At 64.7% G+C, this 18,647-nt stretch carries 17 protein-coding genes; 11 read left to right on the top strand and 6 right to left on the bottom strand.

Going from position 1 to position 18,647, the window contains the following annotated elements; all coding sequences use genetic code 11:
• Positions 1-110: 110 nt before the first annotated feature.
• From GGC65_RS06365 to GGC65_RS06355, 3 genes are all read left to right on the top strand, one after another.
• Positions 111-1,880 carry a hypothetical protein gene (locus tag GGC65_RS06365; RefSeq protein WP_192646386.1) on the top strand — a complete coding sequence of 590 codons (1,770 nt, stop codon included), beginning with the start codon at positions 111-113 and terminating at the stop codon, positions 1,878-1,880.
• A gap of 151 nt (positions 1,881-2,031) precedes the next feature.
• A complete protein-coding gene (ybeY, locus tag GGC65_RS06360; RefSeq protein WP_192646385.1) occupies positions 2,032-2,538 on the top strand; it encodes an rRNA maturation RNase YbeY in 507 nt (168 codons plus the stop codon).
• An 18-nt stretch (positions 2,539-2,556) separates the two neighbouring features.
• Positions 2,557-3,495: a hemolysin family protein gene (locus GGC65_RS06355; RefSeq protein ID WP_192646384.1), complete on the top strand. Its 939-nt coding sequence runs from the start codon at positions 2,557-2,559 to the stop codon at positions 3,493-3,495.
• A 9-nt stretch (positions 3,496-3,504) separates the two neighbouring features.
• Here the strand turns inward: GGC65_RS06355 and GGC65_RS06350 are convergent, their stop codons facing one another.
• The gene (locus tag GGC65_RS06350) at positions 3,505-4,224 is read right to left on the bottom strand and encodes a hypothetical protein (RefSeq protein ID WP_225940700.1); all 720 of its coding nucleotides are present in this window, start codon (positions 4,222-4,224) and stop codon (positions 3,505-3,507) included.
• A gap of 170 nt (positions 4,225-4,394) precedes the next feature.
• Here GGC65_RS06350 and GGC65_RS06345 point away from each other — a divergent pair, with 170 nt between their 5' ends.
• The 6 genes from GGC65_RS06345 (at position 4,395) to GGC65_RS06320 (ending at position 10,572) form a co-directional block, all read left to right on the top strand.
• A complete protein-coding gene (locus tag GGC65_RS06345; protein ID WP_192646383.1) occupies positions 4,395-5,456 on the top strand; it encodes a hypothetical protein in 1,062 nt (353 codons plus the stop codon).
• A gap of 44 nt (positions 5,457-5,500) precedes the next feature.
• Entirely contained in the window at positions 5,501-6,658 is a 1,158-nt protein-coding gene (locus GGC65_RS06340; RefSeq protein WP_192646382.1) for a glycosyltransferase family 4 protein, read from the top strand.
• A gap of 7 nt (positions 6,659-6,665) precedes the next feature.
• Positions 6,666-7,985, top strand: coding sequence for a replication-associated recombination protein A (locus tag GGC65_RS06335; RefSeq protein ID WP_192646381.1), 1,320 nt, complete (start codon positions 6,666-6,668; stop codon positions 7,983-7,985).
• A 76-nt stretch (positions 7,986-8,061) separates the two neighbouring features.
• Positions 8,062-8,808, top strand: a complete 747-nt coding sequence (locus tag GGC65_RS06330) for a hypothetical protein (protein WP_225940699.1) — start codon at positions 8,062-8,064, stop codon at positions 8,806-8,808.
• Between the two features lie 14 nt (positions 8,809-8,822).
• Positions 8,823-9,176 carry an MmcQ/YjbR family DNA-binding protein gene (locus GGC65_RS06325; protein ID WP_192646379.1) on the top strand — a complete coding sequence of 118 codons (354 nt, stop codon included), beginning with the start codon at positions 8,823-8,825 and terminating at the stop codon, positions 9,174-9,176.
• Positions 9,177-9,198: 22 nt separating this feature from the next.
• A complete protein-coding gene (locus GGC65_RS06320; protein WP_318780127.1) occupies positions 9,199-10,572 on the top strand; it encodes a serine hydrolase in 1,374 nt (457 codons plus the stop codon).
• Here the strand turns inward: GGC65_RS06320 and GGC65_RS06315 are convergent, their stop codons facing one another.
• A complete protein-coding gene (locus GGC65_RS06315; RefSeq protein WP_192646377.1) occupies positions 10,573-10,989 on the bottom strand; it encodes a GFA family protein in 417 nt (138 codons plus the stop codon). It abuts the gene before it with no gap.
• A gap of 186 nt (positions 10,990-11,175) precedes the next feature.
• Here GGC65_RS06315 and GGC65_RS06310 point away from each other — a divergent pair, with 186 nt between their 5' ends.
• Together GGC65_RS06310 and GGC65_RS06305 are read left to right on the top strand one after the other, a co-directional pair.
• Positions 11,176-12,174 (top strand): glycosyltransferase family 2 protein, encoded by a 999-nt coding sequence (locus GGC65_RS06310; protein ID WP_192646376.1) that lies wholly within the window; start codon positions 11,176-11,178, stop codon positions 12,172-12,174.
• Positions 12,171-13,841, top strand: a complete 1,671-nt coding sequence (locus tag GGC65_RS06305; RefSeq protein ID WP_192646375.1) for a glycosyltransferase family 39 protein — start codon at positions 12,171-12,173, stop codon at positions 13,839-13,841. The genes GGC65_RS06310 and GGC65_RS06305 overlap by 4 nt, the downstream gene beginning before the upstream one ends.
• 7 nt (positions 13,842-13,848) lie before the next feature.
• On the opposite strand, the gene GGC65_RS06300 is transcribed toward GGC65_RS06305, so the two are convergent.
• From GGC65_RS06300 to GGC65_RS06285, 4 genes are all read right to left on the bottom strand, one after another.
• Complete coding sequence (locus GGC65_RS06300; RefSeq protein WP_192646374.1) at positions 13,849-14,691, bottom strand: hypothetical protein; 843 nt, start codon at positions 14,689-14,691, stop codon at positions 13,849-13,851.
• Positions 14,684-15,328: a class I SAM-dependent methyltransferase gene (locus tag GGC65_RS06295; protein WP_192646373.1), complete on the bottom strand. Its 645-nt coding sequence runs from the start codon at positions 15,326-15,328 to the stop codon at positions 14,684-14,686. Before GGC65_RS06295 ends, GGC65_RS06300 begins: the two co-directional genes overlap by 8 nt.
• An 87-nt stretch (positions 15,329-15,415) precedes the next feature.
• Positions 15,416-17,716, bottom strand: coding sequence for a phosphoenolpyruvate--protein phosphotransferase (gene ptsP, locus GGC65_RS06290; RefSeq protein ID WP_192646372.1), 2,301 nt, complete (start codon positions 17,714-17,716; stop codon positions 15,416-15,418).
• A gap of 58 nt (positions 17,717-17,774) precedes the next feature.
• Positions 17,775-18,422, bottom strand: coding sequence for a hypothetical protein (locus tag GGC65_RS06285; protein ID WP_192646371.1), 648 nt, complete (start codon positions 18,420-18,422; stop codon positions 17,775-17,777).
• Positions 18,423-18,647 lie beyond the last annotated feature (225 nt).

Below are 18,647 nucleotides of genomic sequence, written 5' to 3'. Positions count from 1 at the left end.
ACTCAATATGATCTGAAAATTGCCGCCACATTTGATTTCTGACGCTCCTACTTTCGTGGTACGCGTGCACCGCTATTTCGAGTTCGCCTTCGGGGAAGAGGGGAATTGTGATGCGCCAGCCGTTCAAGGTCGCCGCGCTCGTCGTGGCCGGATTTTCGCTTTCCAGCTTTGCCCAGCCGTCGGGCTTTTCGGCCGCCGCGCTTGAGGCGCTCGATCCCAGCCGGCTGGCGTCGCTCTATTGCGGTGCGCGCCGCGCGGGTTCCAGTCTCGCGCAAAATCTGTTGATCGCGACCGCCTACGCTGCGCCGGCGAGCGAGGGAAAGACGATCCCGCTCTTCGCCGATCTGGCGTCATCAACATTCCCCGTTTCGACGCGCGATACGCAGGCGAAGCAATATTTCAGCCAGGGCTTGCTGCTGACCTATGGCTTCAACCATGCCGGGGCGGTTCGCTCGTTCCGCGAGGCGCAGCGCCGCGATCCCGGCTGCGCGGCGTGCTGGTGGGGTGAGGCGGTCGCGCTCGGCCCGAATATCAATGCGCCGATGGACGATCGCGACCATGCCGCAGCGCTCGACGCGATGGACCGCGCCATGGCCTTGCGCGCGGGCGCGACGCCGATGGAGCGGGCGCTGATCGAGGCCGTTGCGCTTCGCTATTCACGCGACCCGTCGGCCGATCGCGCCGCGCTGGATGCCGCCTATGCCGACGCGATGCTCGACGTCGCACGCCGCTTTCCCGATGACGACGATGTCGCGATCCTCGCGGCCGAAGCGGCGATGGACACGAGCCCGTGGAATTATTGGGAAACCGACAAGCGGACGCCGGTCGGTCGCAGCGGTGAGGCGGTGCGCCTTGTCGAGGCGGTGCTGCGCCGAAATCCCGACCATGTGCAGGCGAACCATCTCTACATCCACCTGATGGAATCGGTCGATCCGCAGCGTGCCGAAGCGGCGGCGGACCGGCTCGCCAGCCCCCGTGCGCCGAGTGCGGCACATCTCGTCCATATGCCGGGGCATATCTATCAACTGCGCGGGCGCCACGCCGACTCGATCCGCGTGAACATCGCGGCGGCGCGCGCCGACGAAGCCTTCATCCGTGACGCCGGCGACCACGGCCTCGTGCGCTACGGCTATTATCCGCACAATATCCACTTCATCGTCACCTCGGCGCAGATGGCGGGCGATATGCCGACCGCCGTCCGTGAGGCGCAGCGCCTCGGCACCGTACTCGATCCGGCAACCTCGGAACGGTTTGCCTGGATCCAGGCGATCGACGCCGCGCCCTATCTGGCGATGGCGCAATTCGCCGAGCCAAAGGCCATCCTCGCGATGCCGGCACCCGATGCGCGGCTCGCCTATCCGACGGCGATGCGCCACTATGCCCGCGCCATCGCCTATGCGCAGCAGCGGAACCGCGCCGGTTTCGACCGCGAATTGGCGGCGATGGATAAAATTCGCGGTTCCGACGCGATGAAGGCGATGATCGATCAGGGGGTTCCGGCGGCGGACCTGGTGACACTGGCCGAACAGGTCGCACGCGGCCGCCTTGCCTTTGCGGGCCGCCGTTATGACGAGGCGATCGCCTTCTATCGCAAGGCGATCGAGATCGAAGGCAGGCTTCCTTATCAGGAGCCGACCTATTGGTATTATCCGGTCAAACAGTCGCTCGGCGCCGCGTTGTTCCAGAAGAAGCGATATGGCGAAGCGAGCGAAGCCTTCCGCGGTGCGCTGGCGCAGGCGCCGAACAATGGCTGGGCGCTTTACGGGCTGAAGCGCAGCGAAGCCGCACAGGGGCACAAGCTCGAAGCGGCCGCCGCCGACAGGGCCTTGTCGAAGGCGTGGCTTGGCGATGCCCGCTGGCTGCGCATGGATCGTCTCTAGGCGTCGTCGATCCGAAGTTTTCGCTGTCCTACAATGTCGCGCCGCGATAGCGTCGCGCGATGATCTCTTCGACGACCATGCCAGCCGCGCACACCCGAATTGCGAGTGAAGTTGCGCAGATTTCCGCGCCTTTTCAGAAAGCCTATTTCCCGTGCTGAGCGTCGAGACCCACGAAGCCCAGCCCTGGCCCGATGCGCTCGACTGGGAGGTGCGGGCAGGGGAGGCGGTTGCCGCGGCGCTCGCGCTGACGCCCTATGCCGCGCTCGCCGACGCCGCGCCGCTCGTCGAGGTTTCGGTGCGCCTGACCGACGATGAAGAGGTGCACGCGCTCAACCGCGATTTCCGCGGTAAAGACAAGCCGACCAACGTGTTGTCGTTCCCGCAGGTGCAGGCCGACCTTCTCATCGCCATGTCGAACAGCGACGATGGCGAAATCCTGCTCGGCGACATCGTGCTCGCGCGCGAAACCTGCGCGCGTGAAGCAGAGGAGAAGGGGATTTCGATTCCCGATCATGCGACGCATCTGATCGTCCACGGCACGCTGCATCTCGTCGGTTACGACCATATGGACGACGCCAGCGCCGCGGCGATGGAGGCGCTCGAGGTGAAAGCGCTTGCATCGCTGGGCATCGCCAATCCATATGCGGATCAGGATTAACAGGGAAAAGCCGTATCTATGCCCGACGACCAGGGATCTTCGAACCGATCGGAAGAGGACAGTAGTAGACCCGGACTCTTGTCCGGGCTGAAAACACTGCTGTTCGGCGGCGACAAGGAGCCCTCGCTGCGCGAACAGATCGAAGAGGTCATCGACGAGGCCGAGGAAGAGGGCGACGACCGGCGTGGCAGCAGCGTCGTTGGCGACCTGTCGCCGATCGAACGCAAGATGCTCCGCAACCTGCTCCATTTCGGCGAGCAGACAGTCGACGATGTCGCGGTGCCGCGCGCCGACATCATCGCCATCCCCGAAAGCGCCAGCTTTGCCGAGGTCGTCGCGTCCTTCGCCGAAGCCGGCCACAGCCGCCTGCCGGTCTATCGCGAAAATCTCGACGAGGTCGTCGGCATGATCCACGTCAAGGACGTGTTCGCGGTGCTCGCCGAGGGGCGCACGCCGCCGCCTTTGCTCGACCTCATCCGCCAGCCGCTTTACGTGCCGCAATCGATGGGCGTGCTCGACCTGCTTGCCGAGATGCGCGCGAAACGGACGCACCTTGCGATCGTCATCGACGAATATTCGGGCACCGAGGGGTTGCTCACTATCGAGGATCTGGTCGAGGAAATCGTCGGCGAGATCGAGGACGAGCATGACGACGAGCCGACCGCGCTGTTCGCGCCCGGCGAAGGCGGCTGCTGGGAAGCCGACGCGCGCGCCGAACTCGACGATGTCGGCGAGGCGATCGACCCGCGGCTTGCCGAGGTCGAGGAAGATGTCGACACGCTGGGCGGTCTCGCGGCGGTGCTCGCGGGCCATGTGCCAGAGGTTGGCGAAATATTGCAGCATCCGAGCGGCTGGCGCATCGAGGTGACCGAGGCCGACGAGCGCCGCGTTCACCACCTGCGCCTCCATCCGCCGGTGGTGGTCGACCTCGAAGCGCCGTCGGAGACCGGCGACTAGCGGCGCCGGCTAGTCCGCGTCTATATTGACCACATTATATTTCAGCGCTTCCTTCCGGGTCAGGCAGCGCCGCGTCGACCGGTCGCTCGCGGTTGCGATCGATTTCTGCCGGTACATGATGTCGGACAGGAGGTCGCGCGAGACGTCGAGGCGGATGAGCAAGTCATTGTCCTCGGTGGCCATCAGCGCCGCCTCGCGCTCGACATCGCTGATCAACTCGGTTGTGGACTCTGCGCCCAGCGCGACGCTCGACTGAATGGCGTTCTTGTCGCCGGTCATGGTGAACATATGGACCATGAAATAGCCGCCCGGATCGATCGTCCGCGCCCGGCCGCCCATGAAGACGAAATTGCACGCGCTGAAACAGGTCCAGCCCGACGGAATGCGCGTCACCATCTGGCGTTCCTTGCTGAATTTGCGGATCAGCAATCCCGCCGCATTGCCCGCCCGCGCATCCCCGCCCGGCGAGCGGATCCATATCTCGCTGATCGACGGATTATCGGTCAGCACCTTCTCGAGCCGCGCCGGAAGCTCGCTGTCGACGCGGCCCTCGGCGAGCAGCACGGTTTCGCCGCTGCGCTGGAACGGGGTCAGCACCATCGTCTTATAGTCCGACCAATTCGGCTTGGCGGGGCAGGTGGGATTGTCGGGGTCCATGCCGGGCGGCGTCGCGGCGGTGCACGCGAGCGCCCCGGCAAATGCTGCGACCGATTTGATCCAACGGTTCATTCGATCATCCCCAAATGATCCCCAACCACACGGGCGCTATCAGGCTATGTCATCGACGCCGGCAAAACAATATCACGACGCGAACGTAGCGGTGTGACCCCCGTCATTGACCCCGCTTGAGGCGCCGGCCATTCCAGCCTAGCCTTGGAGACAAGGGTGGGAGTTCAGTCATGCGGGCAAAGCTGCGATATCGATCGGGGTTAGGCGCCATCTTTCTGGTGTTGTTGTCGGGCAGCGCCGTCGCTGCGGCCTGGCAAAGTACCCCGAGCGAAGGCGACAAGGCCTTCGTCCCCGCGCCAGTCGCCGAACCGGCGCTTCCCGCCCTTCCCGAACGGCCTGCGCTCGATACGCGCAGCTATCCCAAGTGCCGCGAGGATTATAAAAAGATCGATGCGCCGTTCGACAAGGCGGCGGCGATCAACCGCTGCACGGTAGCGATCGACACATATTATTCACAGAAAATGCTGCCGTATCGCGAGGCGATGATCGTCTATCAGAACGCCTTGTCGGCGCTCTATACGACCAAAGTTGGCGGCAATATGCGCTACTCCCCCGCCACCCAGGACCGGTTCTACAAGAGCGTTATGGCTGAGCACGCGGCCTCCGGTCCCGAAGGTGCGAACCTCACCGCCTATCGCGGGCTCGAGGCGCAATATCAGACCGATCGCGCCTATCTGGCCGACCGCTTCTGCTTCAACACCGGTTGCAACGGTTATCCGGTGCCTGCTTCGGCCGTCAAAGTCGCCGCTCCCGAAGTCACGGAGAAGCCGTCCAAAAAGAAAGGCGACGAGACGAAGCGCGCGAGCAACGACGCACCCGATCCCAAATGCAAGAAGGCGCGCAAGCGCGGCGGCGCTCTGGGCGGCCTTATCGGCGGCGTCGCGGGCAGTGCCGTGGGGCTCAAGGGCGTCGGTACGCTTGTGTCGGGGCTGGTCGGTGCGGTGCTCGTTGCCGAAATCGCCTGCCAGCTTGACGAAAAGGAACAAAAGGTCGCCGCCGAGGCGACCGTCGCGGTCACGAAAAAGGAAGAGGTCGGTGCGACCGCCAACTGGACGAGCCCGACGCGCGAGGGCGTCGCGGGGTCGTCGACGATTACCGCGCTCAACACCGAACCCAATGGCAGCAAGTGCCTGTCGATCACCGACATTGCGATTGTCGAGGGCGAGGAAACGCGCGTGTCGAAACGCATGTGCCGTTCGAAACCGGGCGAACCATATAGTATCATGGCCTGACGGCGGCGTTGCGTTTGCGGCGCGAGGGGATTAGCGCAGGCGCGATGGACGTCTCCGACCTTCGCATCGCCCTGTTCAGCGGCAATTATAACATGACCACCGACGGCGCGAACAAGGCGCTGAACCGTCTGGTCGGCTATCTTCAGGATCATGGCGCCGCCGTACGCGTCTATTCGCCGACGATCGCGCACCCGGCTTTCGAGCCGACGGGCGATCTGGTCAGCGTGCCGTCGGTCGCGATTCCGGGGCGCAGCGAATATCGCATTCCGGTGTCCTTCTCGTCCCGCGTCCGTGAAGACATCACCGCTTTCGCTCCCAATATCGTCCATATCTCCAGCCCCGACCGCGTCGCGCGGCAGGCGGCGGCATGGGCGCGGCGCCGACGGCTCCCGGTCGCCTGTTCGGTTCACACGCGCTTTGAAACCTATGTGCGCTATTATAATCTGTCGTTCCTCGAACCCGTGATGGTCGCGTGGCTGCGCAAGCTGTACCGCAAGTGCGATGCGCTGATCGCGCCGTCCGAAAGCTTTGCGCAGGTGCTGCGCGAACAGCGGATGAACTACGACATCGGCATCTGGACGCGCGGCGTCGAGCAGGCGGTTTTCAATCCGGGCCGCCGCGACATGGAATGGCGCCGCTCGCTGGGAATCGAGGATGATGTGCCCGCCATCGCCTTTCTCGGGCGGCTGGTGATGGAAAAGGGGCTCGACGTCTTTGCCGACGCGATCGACGTGCTCCAGCGGCGCGGCGTGCGGCACAAGGTCGTCGTGATCGGCGAGGGGCCCGCGGGCGAATGGTTCGAATCGCGCCTGCCCGACGCCAATTTCGTCGGCTTCCAGGGGGGCGCGGATCTCGCGCATGCGCTCGCTTCGTGCGACATTTTCTTCAATCCTTCGGTCACCGAGACCTTCGGCAATGTGACTCTCGAAGCCATGGCGTGCGGCCTTCCCGTCGTCGCGGCGCGCGCGACCGGCAGCGCGAGCATCGTCAAGCACGGCCAGACCGGCTATCTTGTTTCGCCGGGCTCGATCACGGGTTTCGCCGATCATCTTCAGCGCTATTGCCGCGATATCCAGCTCCGCGCCGAACATGGCGCGGCGGCGGTGCTCGAAAGCGGCGCCTATCAATGGGACGCGATCAACCAGGCGGTTGCCGATACCTATATCCGCCTGATCCGCCAGAAGCAGCGGCGCCGGGGCTGAGCGTCCGATGGCCGGGGATCTGTTTGGCGAAGAGGTGCCCGCGGCCAAGCAGGGCGGCGCGACCGGCCCTGTCCCGCTCGCCGAACGGTTACGCCCGCGCACGCTCGCCGATGTCGTCGGACAGGAGCATCTGACCGGCCCCGAAGGCGCGATCGGGCGGATGGTCGCGGCGGGGCAATTGTCGTCGATCATCCTCTGGGGCCCGCCGGGCACGGGCAAGACGACGATCGCGCGGTTGCTTGCCGAGGCGGTGGGCATGCGCTTCGCACCGTTGTCGGCGGTCTTTTCCGGCGTTGCCGACCTCAGGCAAGCCTTCGCCGATGCCGAGAAGATGGCGGCAGCGGGCAAAAGGACGTTGCTTTTCGTCGACGAGATCCATCGCTTCAATCGCGCGCAACAGGACGGGTTTTTGCCCTATGTCGAACGCGGCACCGTGGTGCTTGTCGGCGCCACCACCGAAAACCCCAGCTTCGCGCTAAACGCGGCGCTCCTGTCGCGGGCGCAGGTGCTGGTGCTGAACCGCTTGGGCGAAGACGCGCTGGCGACGCTGATCGATCGCGCCGAAGCCGAGGTCGGGCGCAGTCTTCCTGTCACCGACGACGCCAAGGCCGCGCTGGTGTCGAGCGCCGACGGCGACGGCCGCTTCCTGCTCAACCAGGTCGAAACGCTGTTCGCGACCGCGATCGATGTGCCGCTCGATCCCGCCGAACTCGCGCAGTTCCTGCATCGCCGCATGCCGGTCTATGACAAGGATCGCGACGGCCATTATAATCTGATCTCGGCGCTGCATAAGGCGTTGCGTGGATCGGACCCGCAGGCGGCGCTCTATTGGCTTGCGCGCATGCTCGTCGCCGGCGAGGAGCCGCTCTACGTGCTGCGCCGACTCGTTCGCTTCGCGAGCGAGGATATCGGCCTCGCCGACCCGCAGGCGCTGGTGCAATGCCTCGCCGCCAAGGACGCTTATCAGTTCCTCGGCTCGCCCGAAGGCGAACTCGCGATCGTGCAGGCGTGCCTCTATTGCGCGACCGCGCCCAAGTCGAACGCCGCCTATGCGGCGCAGAAAGCGGCATGGGCGGCGGCACGCGACACCGGCAGCCTCGCGCCTCCTGCCAACATCCTCAACGCCCCGACCAAGCTGATGAAAGATTTGGGTTATGGCGAAGGCTATAGCTATGATCATGATGCGCCCGACGGCTTCTCAGGCGATAATTATTGGCCCGACGAGATGGCGCCGGCCGCCTTTTACCGGCCCGTCGATCGCGGGTTCGAAAAGCGCATCGCCGAGCGCCTCGCCTGGTGGGATGAGCGGCGGCGCGTGAAGGAATGACGTCACCCTTGCCCCGCGCGGTGCATGGGTATAGTTTTGGCGCCAATCGGGTCGCGCCGGAACTGGGGTAGTCATCATGGCATTGGCGCTTGTCCTTGCCGCTGCAGCGACACCGATCCTGTCCTGTCCAGGCGGCACTATTGAAACCAAATGCACCGCTGCGGAGGTGACGGCGAAGATCGCGCTGACGCGCGCGCGGATCACCAATATCGCGCAGCGATGCCTCTACGACTTTGGCGGAAAATGCAGCGTCGAGGCGAGCGGCCGGATCAACGGCGACGATCCCGCAACCGCTTTGCTGTGGCAGAAAATGCTTCTTTCGCCGCGCGACGGACCGCCGGCGCGCATGTTGGTGCTGCTGTCACAAGACAAGGCAGGAAAGGCGACGCTCGCGGGCTTCACCGAAAGCTCGGGGTCGATCGGGACGCCCGATCTGGTGGTCGACGGCGACAAGCGTCGGCTGATCCATGTCGGCGGCACGCTCGCCGGTAGCGGCGGCGGCAACGCCGACGCGCTGTTCGTCAGCGACACTGCCGCACCGAAATGGCGGCGCGTCGATTTGTCCGACTGGGCGGAGCAGGGCGGCAAGCTGCTGCCGACCGGCTACTGGCTCCGCGGTCCGGCGCAATTCGCATTCGACGAGATGTTCGCTTCGGCTCCGGTCGCGCGCGAAGGCGACGGCGAATGCTGTCCGCGCGGGGGCAACGCCTTCTACGATCTCGATATTCAGAGCGACCGGCTGGTGTTGACGCGCCTCCGCTTCCAGCCCATGCAGCCCTTGGGGCGCGACATAGAGGTCACCGCCGGGACATTGGAAGACTGAGTCAAACCGGCATTATGACGGCGACATTCGATAGCTGGGACGATGTGGTCGCGTTCGCGTGTGCGCTCCCGGATGTCGAAATGCTTTCCTTTTACGGTACCCCCTGTCCGAAGCTCAACGGCAAGGCGCTCGCCTCGCCGGGCCGCGAGCCAGGCAGTTTCGCAGTGATGTGCAAGCCCGACGAAAAGGAAATCCTGCTTGAAACCGATCCCGACACCTTCTGGCAAACACCGCACTACGAAGGCTGGCATGCGCTGCTCGTCCGCTTCGGGCCGGACGATCCCGACCGTGTCGCCGATGTCATTCGCCGGGCCTGGTGGGATCGCGCGAAAAAGGCGCAGCGGCAGGCTTTCGGCGATCGCCCCTGATATACTGCGTGTCCTCGGCGCCGTGGTTCTTGCCGGCGCGGTGCCTGCAGCGGCGCAGGCGCCGAAGCCCAATGCCGAGCTGAACCGCGCATGGGCGGCGGGCTATCGTGCGGCGTTCGTTTGTTCGTCGTTGTGGAACGGCACGGGAAAGCCCCTCGACGCGATCGAACGCGACGAACTCACCGGCATCTATCCCGAGATCGAGGCCGATGTCCGCGAGCTCAAGGCCGATGTCGACGACAAGACGAAAACCGTCAGCGTCAAATATCGCGACGATATGCCCCCACGCATCGCGATGTGGGACAGTGGGGAGGGCTGTGTCACCCTGCCGATCGGCGCGTCTGCGCAAATGATCCCGGGCTTCCGGAATCAGGGACGGCCGAAGCTCGACGACCGTGCTTGGCCGTTGGGCGACAAGAATGCGCTCGCGCCCGTCGCGCGCGGGGCTCCACGCTTTGCGGACGTGGGGACGAATGTTGGAGCATTCGGCGGCAAGACGAGCGCGTTGTTGATCGTCAGAGACGGCAAGATTGCGTTCGAACGCTACTGGTTGGGGCACGATCTCCACACCGCGCAGCGTACGTTCTCCGTCGCCAAGTCGATGGCCGCGACGCTGATCGGCAATGCGGTCCACAATGGCTGGATCGACGTCAAGGCTCCCGCCCAGATCGTCGAATGGCAGGTCCCGGGCGATCCGCGCGGTGCGATCACGACCGAGCAATTGATGCGTATGGCCAGCGGTCTTACGAGCGACAGTGCCGGGAACCGGAGCGACGCGATCTATATGGGCGGATCGCTGGTCCGGCCGTGGACGGTGCAATGGCCGCTGCTCAACCCGCCGGGAACGCGCTTCCGCTATGCTAACAACGACACGTTGCTCGCAGTCCTGTCGCTCAAGGCTGCCTTGTATCAGGGGCAGCGCAGGGTGAACGAGCCTACGGCGACCGTTCGTTTCGACACGATGCTCAATCCCCATCGCTTCTTCGATCGCCTCGGCATGACGCGCACCACCGCCGAGCATGACCGAAACGGCGACTATATCCTGTCGAGCCAGGTGTGGACGACGGCGCGCGATCTTGCGCGGTTGGGTCTTCTCTACCAGAACGACGGCATGTGGCAGGGCGAGCGCCTGCTTCCCGCCGACTGGCGCCGCTTCGTCACCACGCCGAGCGGGCCACAGCCCGACGGCGCGTTCGGCTATGGCGCGGGCTTCTGGCTTCTCAACAAGTCGGAGGGGATCCCCGCCGATGCCTTCGGTGCCTTTGGCAACCGCGGCCAATATCTTGTCGTCATCCCGTCGCGCGAACTCGTCATCGTCCGGCAGGGTTATGACGACGACAAGAACCGGCTCGACACCGCTGCGCTCGTCAAGGCGATCGTGGCTGCCGACCGCTGATCATTCGAAGGCCGGGTAACGCTCGAACGCCGGAAGATCGTTCAGCTTCTCCATCCAGCCGATACGCTCGGCGGTCTGGATCTGCACCTGTGCGGGGATCAGGTCGGGGTCGTCGAGCGTTGCCGTCTGCACGTCGATCTGGCCCGGAAAGATCGCGTCGTTGGAATAAAAGAGTCCGGTGCCGCAATCGCCGCAGAAATGGCGGCGGCCATGTTCGGACGAGGCGTAAACCTTCGCCGTGCCCTGGATCTCGATTTCATCATTTGCGACGAGAGCCCAGCCGACCATCGGCGCGCCAGAATGGCGGCGGCAGTCGCTGCAATGGCACAGCGCATGATGCTGGACCGCGGTGCTCATCGAATAGCGGATCGCACCGCAATGGCATTGGCCGCTGGCACGGGGGGCTTGATTGGTCATCACTCTCTCCTCGAGGAATCGGATTGAGAACATAACATAAACATGCGCGCCCTGACAATGGCGGTACGGGCGAGTGTTAGCGGGATATTAACCACAAGCTTCTAGGCCGCAGATACACGGATTTTGGGGAACTTCCATGGATCAGGGCGGAGTGGGACAATCGGCATCGGGCCGGGGGACGGCACGATGAAGCTTGTCATCCAGATTCCCTGCCTGAACGAAGCCGAGGACCTTCCCGCGACACTCGCCGCGCTGCCGCGCAAGATCGACGGCATCGACACGATCGAGATATTGGTCATCGACGACGGCAGTACTGACAATACGGCGCAGGTCGCGCGCATGTGGGGCGTGCATCACGTCGTGCGCCACCGTACCAATCGCGGTCTTGCCGCAGCGTTCCGTTCGGGCATTGATGCGGCGCTCGCCGCTGGCGCCGACGTCATCGTTAACACCGACGCCGACGGCCAATATGTCGGTGAAGACATCGCCCGGATCGTCGCGCCGATCCTCGACGGGCGCGCCGATATCGTCGTCGGCGACCGCGGCGTCGGGGACAATGAACATTTCGGTCCGGTGAAACGCCGGCTGCAGGAATTGGGCAGCAGGGTCGTCCAGCGCCTTGCCAATGTGCAAGTGTCGGACGCGGTCAGCGGATTTCGCGCGATCAGCCGCGACGCGGCGCAGCGTATCAATATCACGACCGAGTTCAGCTACACGACCGACATGCTGATCCAAGCAGGCCGCAAGCGGCTGTCGATCCTGAGCGTGCCGATCCGCACCAATGCGACGCTACGCCCGTCGCGCCTGTTCAAGTCGATCCCGCGCTTCATCGTCAACACCGGGATCACGATGGCCCGCGCCTATACGACCTACAACCCGCTCCGCGCCTTTGTCGGGCTCGGGCTGGCCATCGCCTTTGTCGGCGTCGTGCCGATCGTCCGCTTCCTGCTCTTCTATCTTCAGGGTTCGGGCGACGGCCATGTCCAGTCGCTGGTGATCGGCGGGGCGCTGCTCGTCCTCGGCGTGATGGTGGCGGTGATGGGCGTGCTCGCCGATCTGATCGCGGCGAACCGCAAGCTGATCGAGGCGAGCCTCGTCCGCCTGCGGCAGATCGAGGAGCGGCTGCCCGCTACACCCGAAGCGCAAGAACCCGTGGCTACGAACCGCCGGAAAGGCGCCGCGTGACAAGCACCGCCATCGGCGCGCCCGCCGGAAAGTCCCGAATCCCTCGCGCCGGCTCCATATTCTGGCCGGTCGCAGGCATCGTCCTCGCGCTCACAGGGCATCTTCATCTTGCCCTGACGCGTGCGATCAATTGGGACGAGTTTTACCATTACAGCCAGGTTCAAAAACTAGCGCAAGGCACGCTGACCGAACCATTGCAGACGCTTTACACGCGCGCGTTCGTCTGGGCGGTCGACCTTCCGGGTGTCGGCGTCGACCATATCGTCGCGATCCGGATGTTCATGTTCCTGTGCATCGTCGTCGTTGCCGCAGCGATTTTCGGTGCTGCGGCGCGCTTTGTCGGGCGCGTGCCGGCGGCCTTCTGCGCGCTCATCTATCTGACTGCGGGATATGTGCTCCAGCACGGCACCTCGTTCCGTTTCGACGCGCCCGCGGCGGCGATGTTGATGACCGCAGCCTGGATGTTGCTGCGCTTTCGATTGAGCCTCGGCACCATCCTCGCCGTTGGGCTACTTGCGGGCCTGTCGGCAATGCTGACGATCAAGACGATCCTCTACGCCCCGGTATTCCTCGGCATCGCCTGGCTCCTCTGGTCGGAGGCAGGCAACAAGCGGCGCCTGCTGTTCCAACTGGGCACGGTCGGCGCGGTCGCGCTCGTGTCCTTTGCGCTGATCTATCTGGCTCACGCGAGCAGTCTTGCCGGCAACAGCGATGTCGAGGCGATGAAGGTCGTCTCGCGCGCGGGCGGCAAGATGTTTCATTTCGGTTACGTGACCTATTGGCTGTCGTTGGTGAAGGGCGTGCAGCTGTCGCTCGTGCTCGCACTGGTGATATTGGCCTTTCCGCTAATGGTCTGGAAGGCCGCGCTGTCAAAGCCCGAGAAGCTGGCGCTGACCGGATTCTACCTGCCGATCCTGACGCTGTTTTTCTATCACAACACCGCGCCCTATTTTTACGTCTATATGCTGCCGCCCGTAACCGTCGCGTGCGGCGTGGTGCTGGCGTCGCTGGTGGCGCGTTATCGTTCGATTTCGGTCGCGGCGCTTATGCTGCTCGGCGGCGGGTTCGTCTTCTACAACGAGCCGCCGAACACGATTGAGCGCCAGCGGCAGATCCTGCGCGTCGCCGATACGATGTTTCCCGGCGGCGTTGCCTATTTCGACAGCTGCGCGATGCTCGGAAGTTTCCCGAAGGCCAATGTGTTCATGACACCCTGGGGGATCGATCAATATTTGCTCGGCGGCTTCCCCAGCCTTGAGAAAACCATGGCATCGAAGCCGGTGCCGCTGGTGGTGAACGACGATTACATGTTCGAGGATGCGCTGAACGGTAAAGGCGACGTTCCCGCCTTCCTTCCCGGCGATCTTGCCGCGATCCGCGACACCTTTGTCCATCTGTGGGGGCCGTTCTGGATCGCGGGAGAGGATATTCCGGCCCGTGCAAGCGACTATGCGTTCAAGGTTCGCGTGCCCGGTTTCTACACGGTGCGCGGCGCGAGCGTCACGATCGGCGACCGCATGATTGCACCGGGCCAGTTCATCCATCTCGATCGCGGCGACTATCGCGCTTCCACGACCGGTGACAAGGGCGCGCGGTTGATCTGGGGCAAGGATATCAAGGTTCCCGTGCGGCCCGATGCCGGCGGCCCGCTGTTCATGCCGTTCTAACTGCGGATCAGGTGCGGCGGCATCGCAGGGTGGCGAGGCCATATCCCAGATCGCCGGCGATCGACGATGCCCGAAGCGCGAGCGTCGCGGCCATCAGCCCCGCCGCCGGCAAACCGGCGCCTGCAAGAGCGAGAAGCGCCGCTTCGCGAACGCCGATCCCGCCCGGCGCCACCGGCACGACAAAGCCGGCCAGCCATGCCAGCAGGAACAGCGCGGCGAAATGGGCGAGGTCCGTTCCGGCAGGGAGGACGGCGGCGCCGATCAGCGCGGCTGCCATGGCAAACCCGCCAAAAGCGAGAATCTGGAAAGCCAGGGCCGTCAATAAGGGCCGGCGTGCGGCAAATGCGGTGCCGACGACGATGACAGCTGCGGCAAGGGCGCCGACGGGCGAGCGTTCGAAGGTCAGGCAAGCGGCGGCGACCGACATGCTGCTGACCAGATGCAGGCCGACCTCGACGACGGCCGACTTGGCGAGCAGCTTATGCTCGATCCCCGTCTTTGCGCCTTCGATCTGCCGGCTGACATATTGGAACACCGACCCCGGCAGATATTTCATCAGCACGCCGCGGGCATAGATGCGCGACAGGTCGCCGGGCGGCTGGATATGTTCTCGGTCGACGACTGCGGTCCATGCGCTCGACAGCGCACGATCGGCGGCCGCAAACAGCAGGGGCGCGCCGATCATGGCGCCCGCAAGGCCCCACGATGCGTGCGGCTGGAGCGTCGACCAGTCGAGGCGCCACAGCCGCTCGCCGATGAAGGCGATGCTGCCCGCCAGCGCCGCGCCGCCGACCCACCGCCCGATCCTTTCGAAGGACGGGCGGCGGTGTGCCGCGGCTGTTTCAGCCATAAAGGATGCTGGTGAAATCGGGGTAGGGGACGCAATAGGAGCGACCGAAATAGCGACGCTCCTCGAGCCCGCAGCTTTCGATCGCGCGGCGGTAGCGGCGGCGGCCGCTGTCATCGAGCAGGATGATGCCGCCGGGCGCGAGATGCGGGATCGCGCGCGCTAGGCATTCGGTGCGGCGGCGTCCGTCGACGACAATCAGGTCAAACGGGCCGTCCGCCGCGTCGATCGCCCCAATATAGGCGTCGCCTTCGAGTTCGCGATGGCGCAATTCGATATTCGGGAAACAGACAACCTCTTTGGTCAGGCGCTGGTGCCATTCGGCATGGTGTTCGACCGACACGACGCTGGCGGCATGGCGCGCGAGCCAGATGGTGCTCGCGCCCGCGCCATATTCGAACACGCGCGCCTTTGGCCGTCCGCGGAGAAACTCGGCGACTTCGCGCGTCGCGGCGACGTTCCACCAGGGCAGGCCCAGCGCGATCATGCGTTCGATATCGTGGATTGCGAGCAGCGATGCCGACCAGCGCCGCCAGCCATATTCGTCGCTGTGCCGCGCATCCTCGGCAAGCTTTTCCATCGGACCAAGGTTCGCAATCGTGTGCATCACCCCGGCGTAGGACCGTTTGACCAACTGCATCATCTTCTCCAGCCTCCCGAACGGGTGCAAGAGTGTATTAACCAAAACATCCCTGTTGAAAGGTTAATTTCGGGTCGAAAGCACGGATTAATCGCCCAGATCGACCTGATGTTGCTGCGCCCAGTCATGATACTGACCGCGCGGGTTCGACGAAGGCTGGGCGAGGATCGCAGGCATGTCGGCGCGCAGTGCACCAAGGTCGAGCGAGCGGATCATCGCCTTGACGGGGCCGACCCCGGCGGGAGTGATCGACAGGCGTTCGATGCCGACACCCAGCAAGGCCATTGCTTCGAGCGGTCGGCCGCCCATTTCGCCACAAACGCCCAGCGCCACCTTCGAGCCCGAAACGGTGCGGACGACGCGCGCGAGGTATCGCATGACCGTCGGCGACAGCCAGTCATAACGTTCGGCGAGCCGCGGGTGCGCGCGATCGGCGGCGAACAGGAACTGGGTAAGGTCGTTGGTGCCGACCGACAGGAAATCGAGATGCGGGAGCATCAGGTCGAGCGTTTCGAGCAGCCCCGGCACTTCGAGCATCGCGCCATAGCGGATCGCGACGGGCAATTTCTTGTTATGGCTCGCGAGCCACGCCCGCTGGCCGACGAACAGGTTGCGCGCCGCTTCATATTCCCACGGTTCGGACACCATCGGGAACATGACGTTGAGCGTCCGCCCGGCGGCCGCCTCCATCAAAGCACGTGCCTGGACTTTCAGCAGCCCTTCGCGTTCGAGCGCGAGGCGCAGCGCGCGCCAGCCCATCGCGGGATTTTCCTCATGCGCGCTGTCGCCGACATTCATATAGGGCAGCGCCTTGTCGCCGCCGATGTCGACGGTGCGGAAGATCACCGGCCGGTCGCCCGCGGCGTCGAGCACATCGCGGTAGAGCCGCTGCTGGCGGTCACGCGACGGCAGGGTGGCTGAAACGAGGAACTGGAATTCGGTACGGAACAGCCCGATCCCGCGCGCGCCGGTCAGGTCGAGCGCGGCGATATCCTCGCGCAGCCCGGCGTTGATCATCAGCTCGATCGGCACGCCGTCCTTGGTGACCGCGGGCAGGTCGCGCAGCGCGGCGAGGTTGGCGCGGCGCTTTTGCGACACTTCGAGCTTGGCGTCGAAGGCATCCTGCACCGCCTGCGTCGGCCGGACATGCAGCGACCCCGCCGCCGAATCGAGCAGCAGCAAATCGCCTTCGCGGATCGAGGCGCGCACGTCGCTGACGCGGCCCATCACCGGAACCCCCATCGCGCGCGCGACGATGATGACGTGCGCGGTCAGCGAGCCTTCCTCGAGCACGACGCCCTTCAGCCGGCGACGGTCATATTCGAGCAGTTCGGCGGGGCCGAGGTTGCGCGCGATCAGGATCGAATCCTGCCGCAGCCCGCCCATTTGCGCGGCGGTCCCCATCTGTCCCGAGACGATGCGGATCAGCCGGTTCGACAGATCCTCCAGATCGTGCATGCGATCGCGCAGCAGCGGATCGTCGATCTGGCGCATGCGCATACGCGTGCGTTGCTGGACGCGCTCGATCGCCGCCTCGGCGGTCAGGCCGCTGTCGATTGCCTCATTGATCCGCCGCGACCATCCCTCGTCATAGGCGAACATCTTGTAGGTCTCGATGACCTCCTCATGCTCGCCGCCGACGCCGAAGTCGGCCGAACTCGCCATGCGGTCGATCTGCTCGCGCATCTTGTCGAAGGCGGCGTAGACGCGGTGGCGCTCGGCTTCGGTGTCGTCAGCGACGGTGTGTTCGATCGTGATGCGCGGCTGGTGGAACACTGCGACCCCGGCGCCCATGCCGTCGACCAGCTTCTGTCCGTTCAGCCGCTGCGCCGACTGATCCGCCGCCGCGGCGTCGGTGCGGGCGGCGGTGTCGACGAGGTCGGCGTTGGCGATCAGCTCGGACAATACCATCGCGACGGTCTGCAGCGTCTCGATCTCGATATCGTCATAGCGGCGCGGATCGCTGTGCTGGACGCACAGCACGCCCACCGCGCGCTCACGGCGGATGATCGGCACGCCGGCAAAGCTGTGGAACAATTCTTCGCCGGTCTCGGGGCGATAGGAAAAGTCGGGATGCGCCGCAGCCTCGTCGAGGTTCAGCGTCTCGATCTGGTCGGCGATCGTGCCAACCAGCCCTTCACCGAGGCCGAGCCGGGTGACGTGCACCGCCTCCTGCTTCAGCCCGCGTGTCGCGTAGAGTTCGAGCGCGCCTTCGCGCAGCAAGTAGATCGAGCAGACTTCGCTATCGAGGCATTCGCCGATAATGCCGACGACCTGGTTGAGCTTGCCCTGCGCGTTTGCACGCGATGCCATGACCTCGTGCAATCGGGTCAGGATGGTACGTGCCGACTGGGCCGCAGTCGAAGGAGGGGGCGGAGCATTGGTCATCGCTCCGCCCTGCTAACAGATGCTTGGCACCGTTGCTATTGCCCCAAGTTAATTTCGCTCAGGGTTTCGCCGCCGCCATTTGGACGCCCGGTTCGGTGCGCGGCTGGTAACCGCGCTGAGCGCGGTAGGCGGCGAGTTCCACTTCATAACGCGCATAGGCGTTGTAGAAGTCGACGAAAGGCTGGTCGACCTGCGCGAGCATGGCCGGAGCCATCGACATCGCGGTCGCGCTGTCCATGCCGCTCATCTGTTGCGCAATCGATCCGGCGACGCGGCAAAACTCCTTCTGCGCGGGCGGCTGCGCGAAATAGTTGAACAGCTTGGTCGAGGTGCGGTCGCGGGCGGCAATGCCGTTGCTGCCCGTCTCGCGCCCCAGCCGTGCAATCACCGCCGTCTCCGCGGAGCGGATAAGATTGCCGTGGCGTCCGATGATATTGTTGTAGTCGGCTATCAGTTGCAGCGATCCCGGATGACGGCACCCGATCGCGGCAACGTTAAGCGCGATGCGCAGGTTCCAGAACGCGTCGTGACCGGTCCGTTCACGATTGGGCGTTGCAAAATCCCCCTGCGCATCGCGCGGCGGCAGGCGCAGGTTGGCCGCGGCATAGCCGGGCGCCTGCGGTTCCTGCTGCGTATATTGGGCCGCTGCGGGCGCAGCAGCCAAGGCCGCCGCGCACGCGGCGGCGAATCCGATTCCTCTGGTCATGTTCCCCATTCCCCCAATGCTCCCCCGAGCAACGCCGGACGATCCCGGCGAGGCTGACGATAAGGGGCAGGGGAGAGTCGAAAGATTGCCGGGAATTAAGGATGAATGCAGCGGAAAGCAGTTTCCGCAGCTTTTGGTTCACGATGGGGTAACGCGATGTCGATTCCGGAAAAGGCGGGAGTGCTGGGCTTTTTTCGGCGCCGTACAGGACGCCGCGACCCCTGT

Origin of the sequence: Sphingopyxis sp. OAS728 (assembly GCF_014873485.1) — a bacterium.
In the GTDB taxonomy this organism is placed as follows: domain Bacteria; phylum Pseudomonadota; class Alphaproteobacteria; order Sphingomonadales; family Sphingomonadaceae; genus Sphingopyxis.
Note: the sequence above shows the minus strand (reverse complement) of the source record. Positions and strands in the feature narration are given on the sequence as shown.

What these genes read in the sequence shown, in the direction of transcription:
- GGC65_RS06310 (WP_192646376.1), top strand. Translation starts at nt 11,176, where the DNA reads ATGAAGCTTGTCATCCAGATTCCCTGCCTGAACGAAGCCGAGGACCTT.
- GGC65_RS06350 (WP_225940700.1), bottom strand. Translation starts at nt 4,224, where the DNA reads ATGAACCGTTGGATCAAATCGGTCGCAGCATTTGCCGGGGCGCTCGCG.
- GGC65_RS06335 (WP_192646381.1), top strand. Translation starts at nt 6,666, where the DNA reads ATGGCCGGGGATCTGTTTGGCGAAGAGGTGCCCGCGGCCAAGCAGGGC.
- GGC65_RS06345 (WP_192646383.1), top strand. Translation starts at nt 4,395, where the DNA reads ATGCGGGCAAAGCTGCGATATCGATCGGGGTTAGGCGCCATCTTTCTG.
- GGC65_RS06315 (WP_192646377.1), bottom strand. Translation starts at nt 10,989, where the DNA reads ATGACCAATCAAGCCCCCCGTGCCAGCGGCCAATGCCATTGCGGTGCG.
- GGC65_RS06300 (WP_192646374.1), bottom strand. Translation starts at nt 14,691, where the DNA reads ATGGCTGAAACAGCCGCGGCACACCGCCGCCCGTCCTTCGAAAGGATC.
- GGC65_RS06295 (WP_192646373.1), bottom strand. Translation starts at nt 15,328, where the DNA reads ATGCAGTTGGTCAAACGGTCCTACGCCGGGGTGATGCACACGATTGCG.
- GGC65_RS06365 (WP_192646386.1), top strand. Translation starts at nt 111, where the DNA reads ATGCGCCAGCCGTTCAAGGTCGCCGCGCTCGTCGTGGCCGGATTTTCG.
- GGC65_RS06330 (WP_225940699.1), top strand. Translation starts at nt 8,062, where the DNA reads ATGGCATTGGCGCTTGTCCTTGCCGCTGCAGCGACACCGATCCTGTCC.
- GGC65_RS06325 (WP_192646379.1), top strand. Translation starts at nt 8,823, where the DNA reads ATGACGGCGACATTCGATAGCTGGGACGATGTGGTCGCGTTCGCGTGT.
- GGC65_RS06355 (WP_192646384.1), top strand. Translation starts at nt 2,557, where the DNA reads ATGCCCGACGACCAGGGATCTTCGAACCGATCGGAAGAGGACAGTAGT.
- GGC65_RS06340 (WP_192646382.1), top strand. Translation starts at nt 5,501, where the DNA reads ATGGACGTCTCCGACCTTCGCATCGCCCTGTTCAGCGGCAATTATAAC.
- GGC65_RS06285 (WP_192646371.1), bottom strand. Translation starts at nt 18,422, where the DNA reads ATGACCAGAGGAATCGGATTCGCCGCCGCGTGCGCGGCGGCCTTGGCT.
- ptsP (WP_192646372.1), bottom strand. Translation starts at nt 17,716, where the DNA reads ATGACCAATGCTCCGCCCCCTCCTTCGACTGCGGCCCAGTCGGCACGT.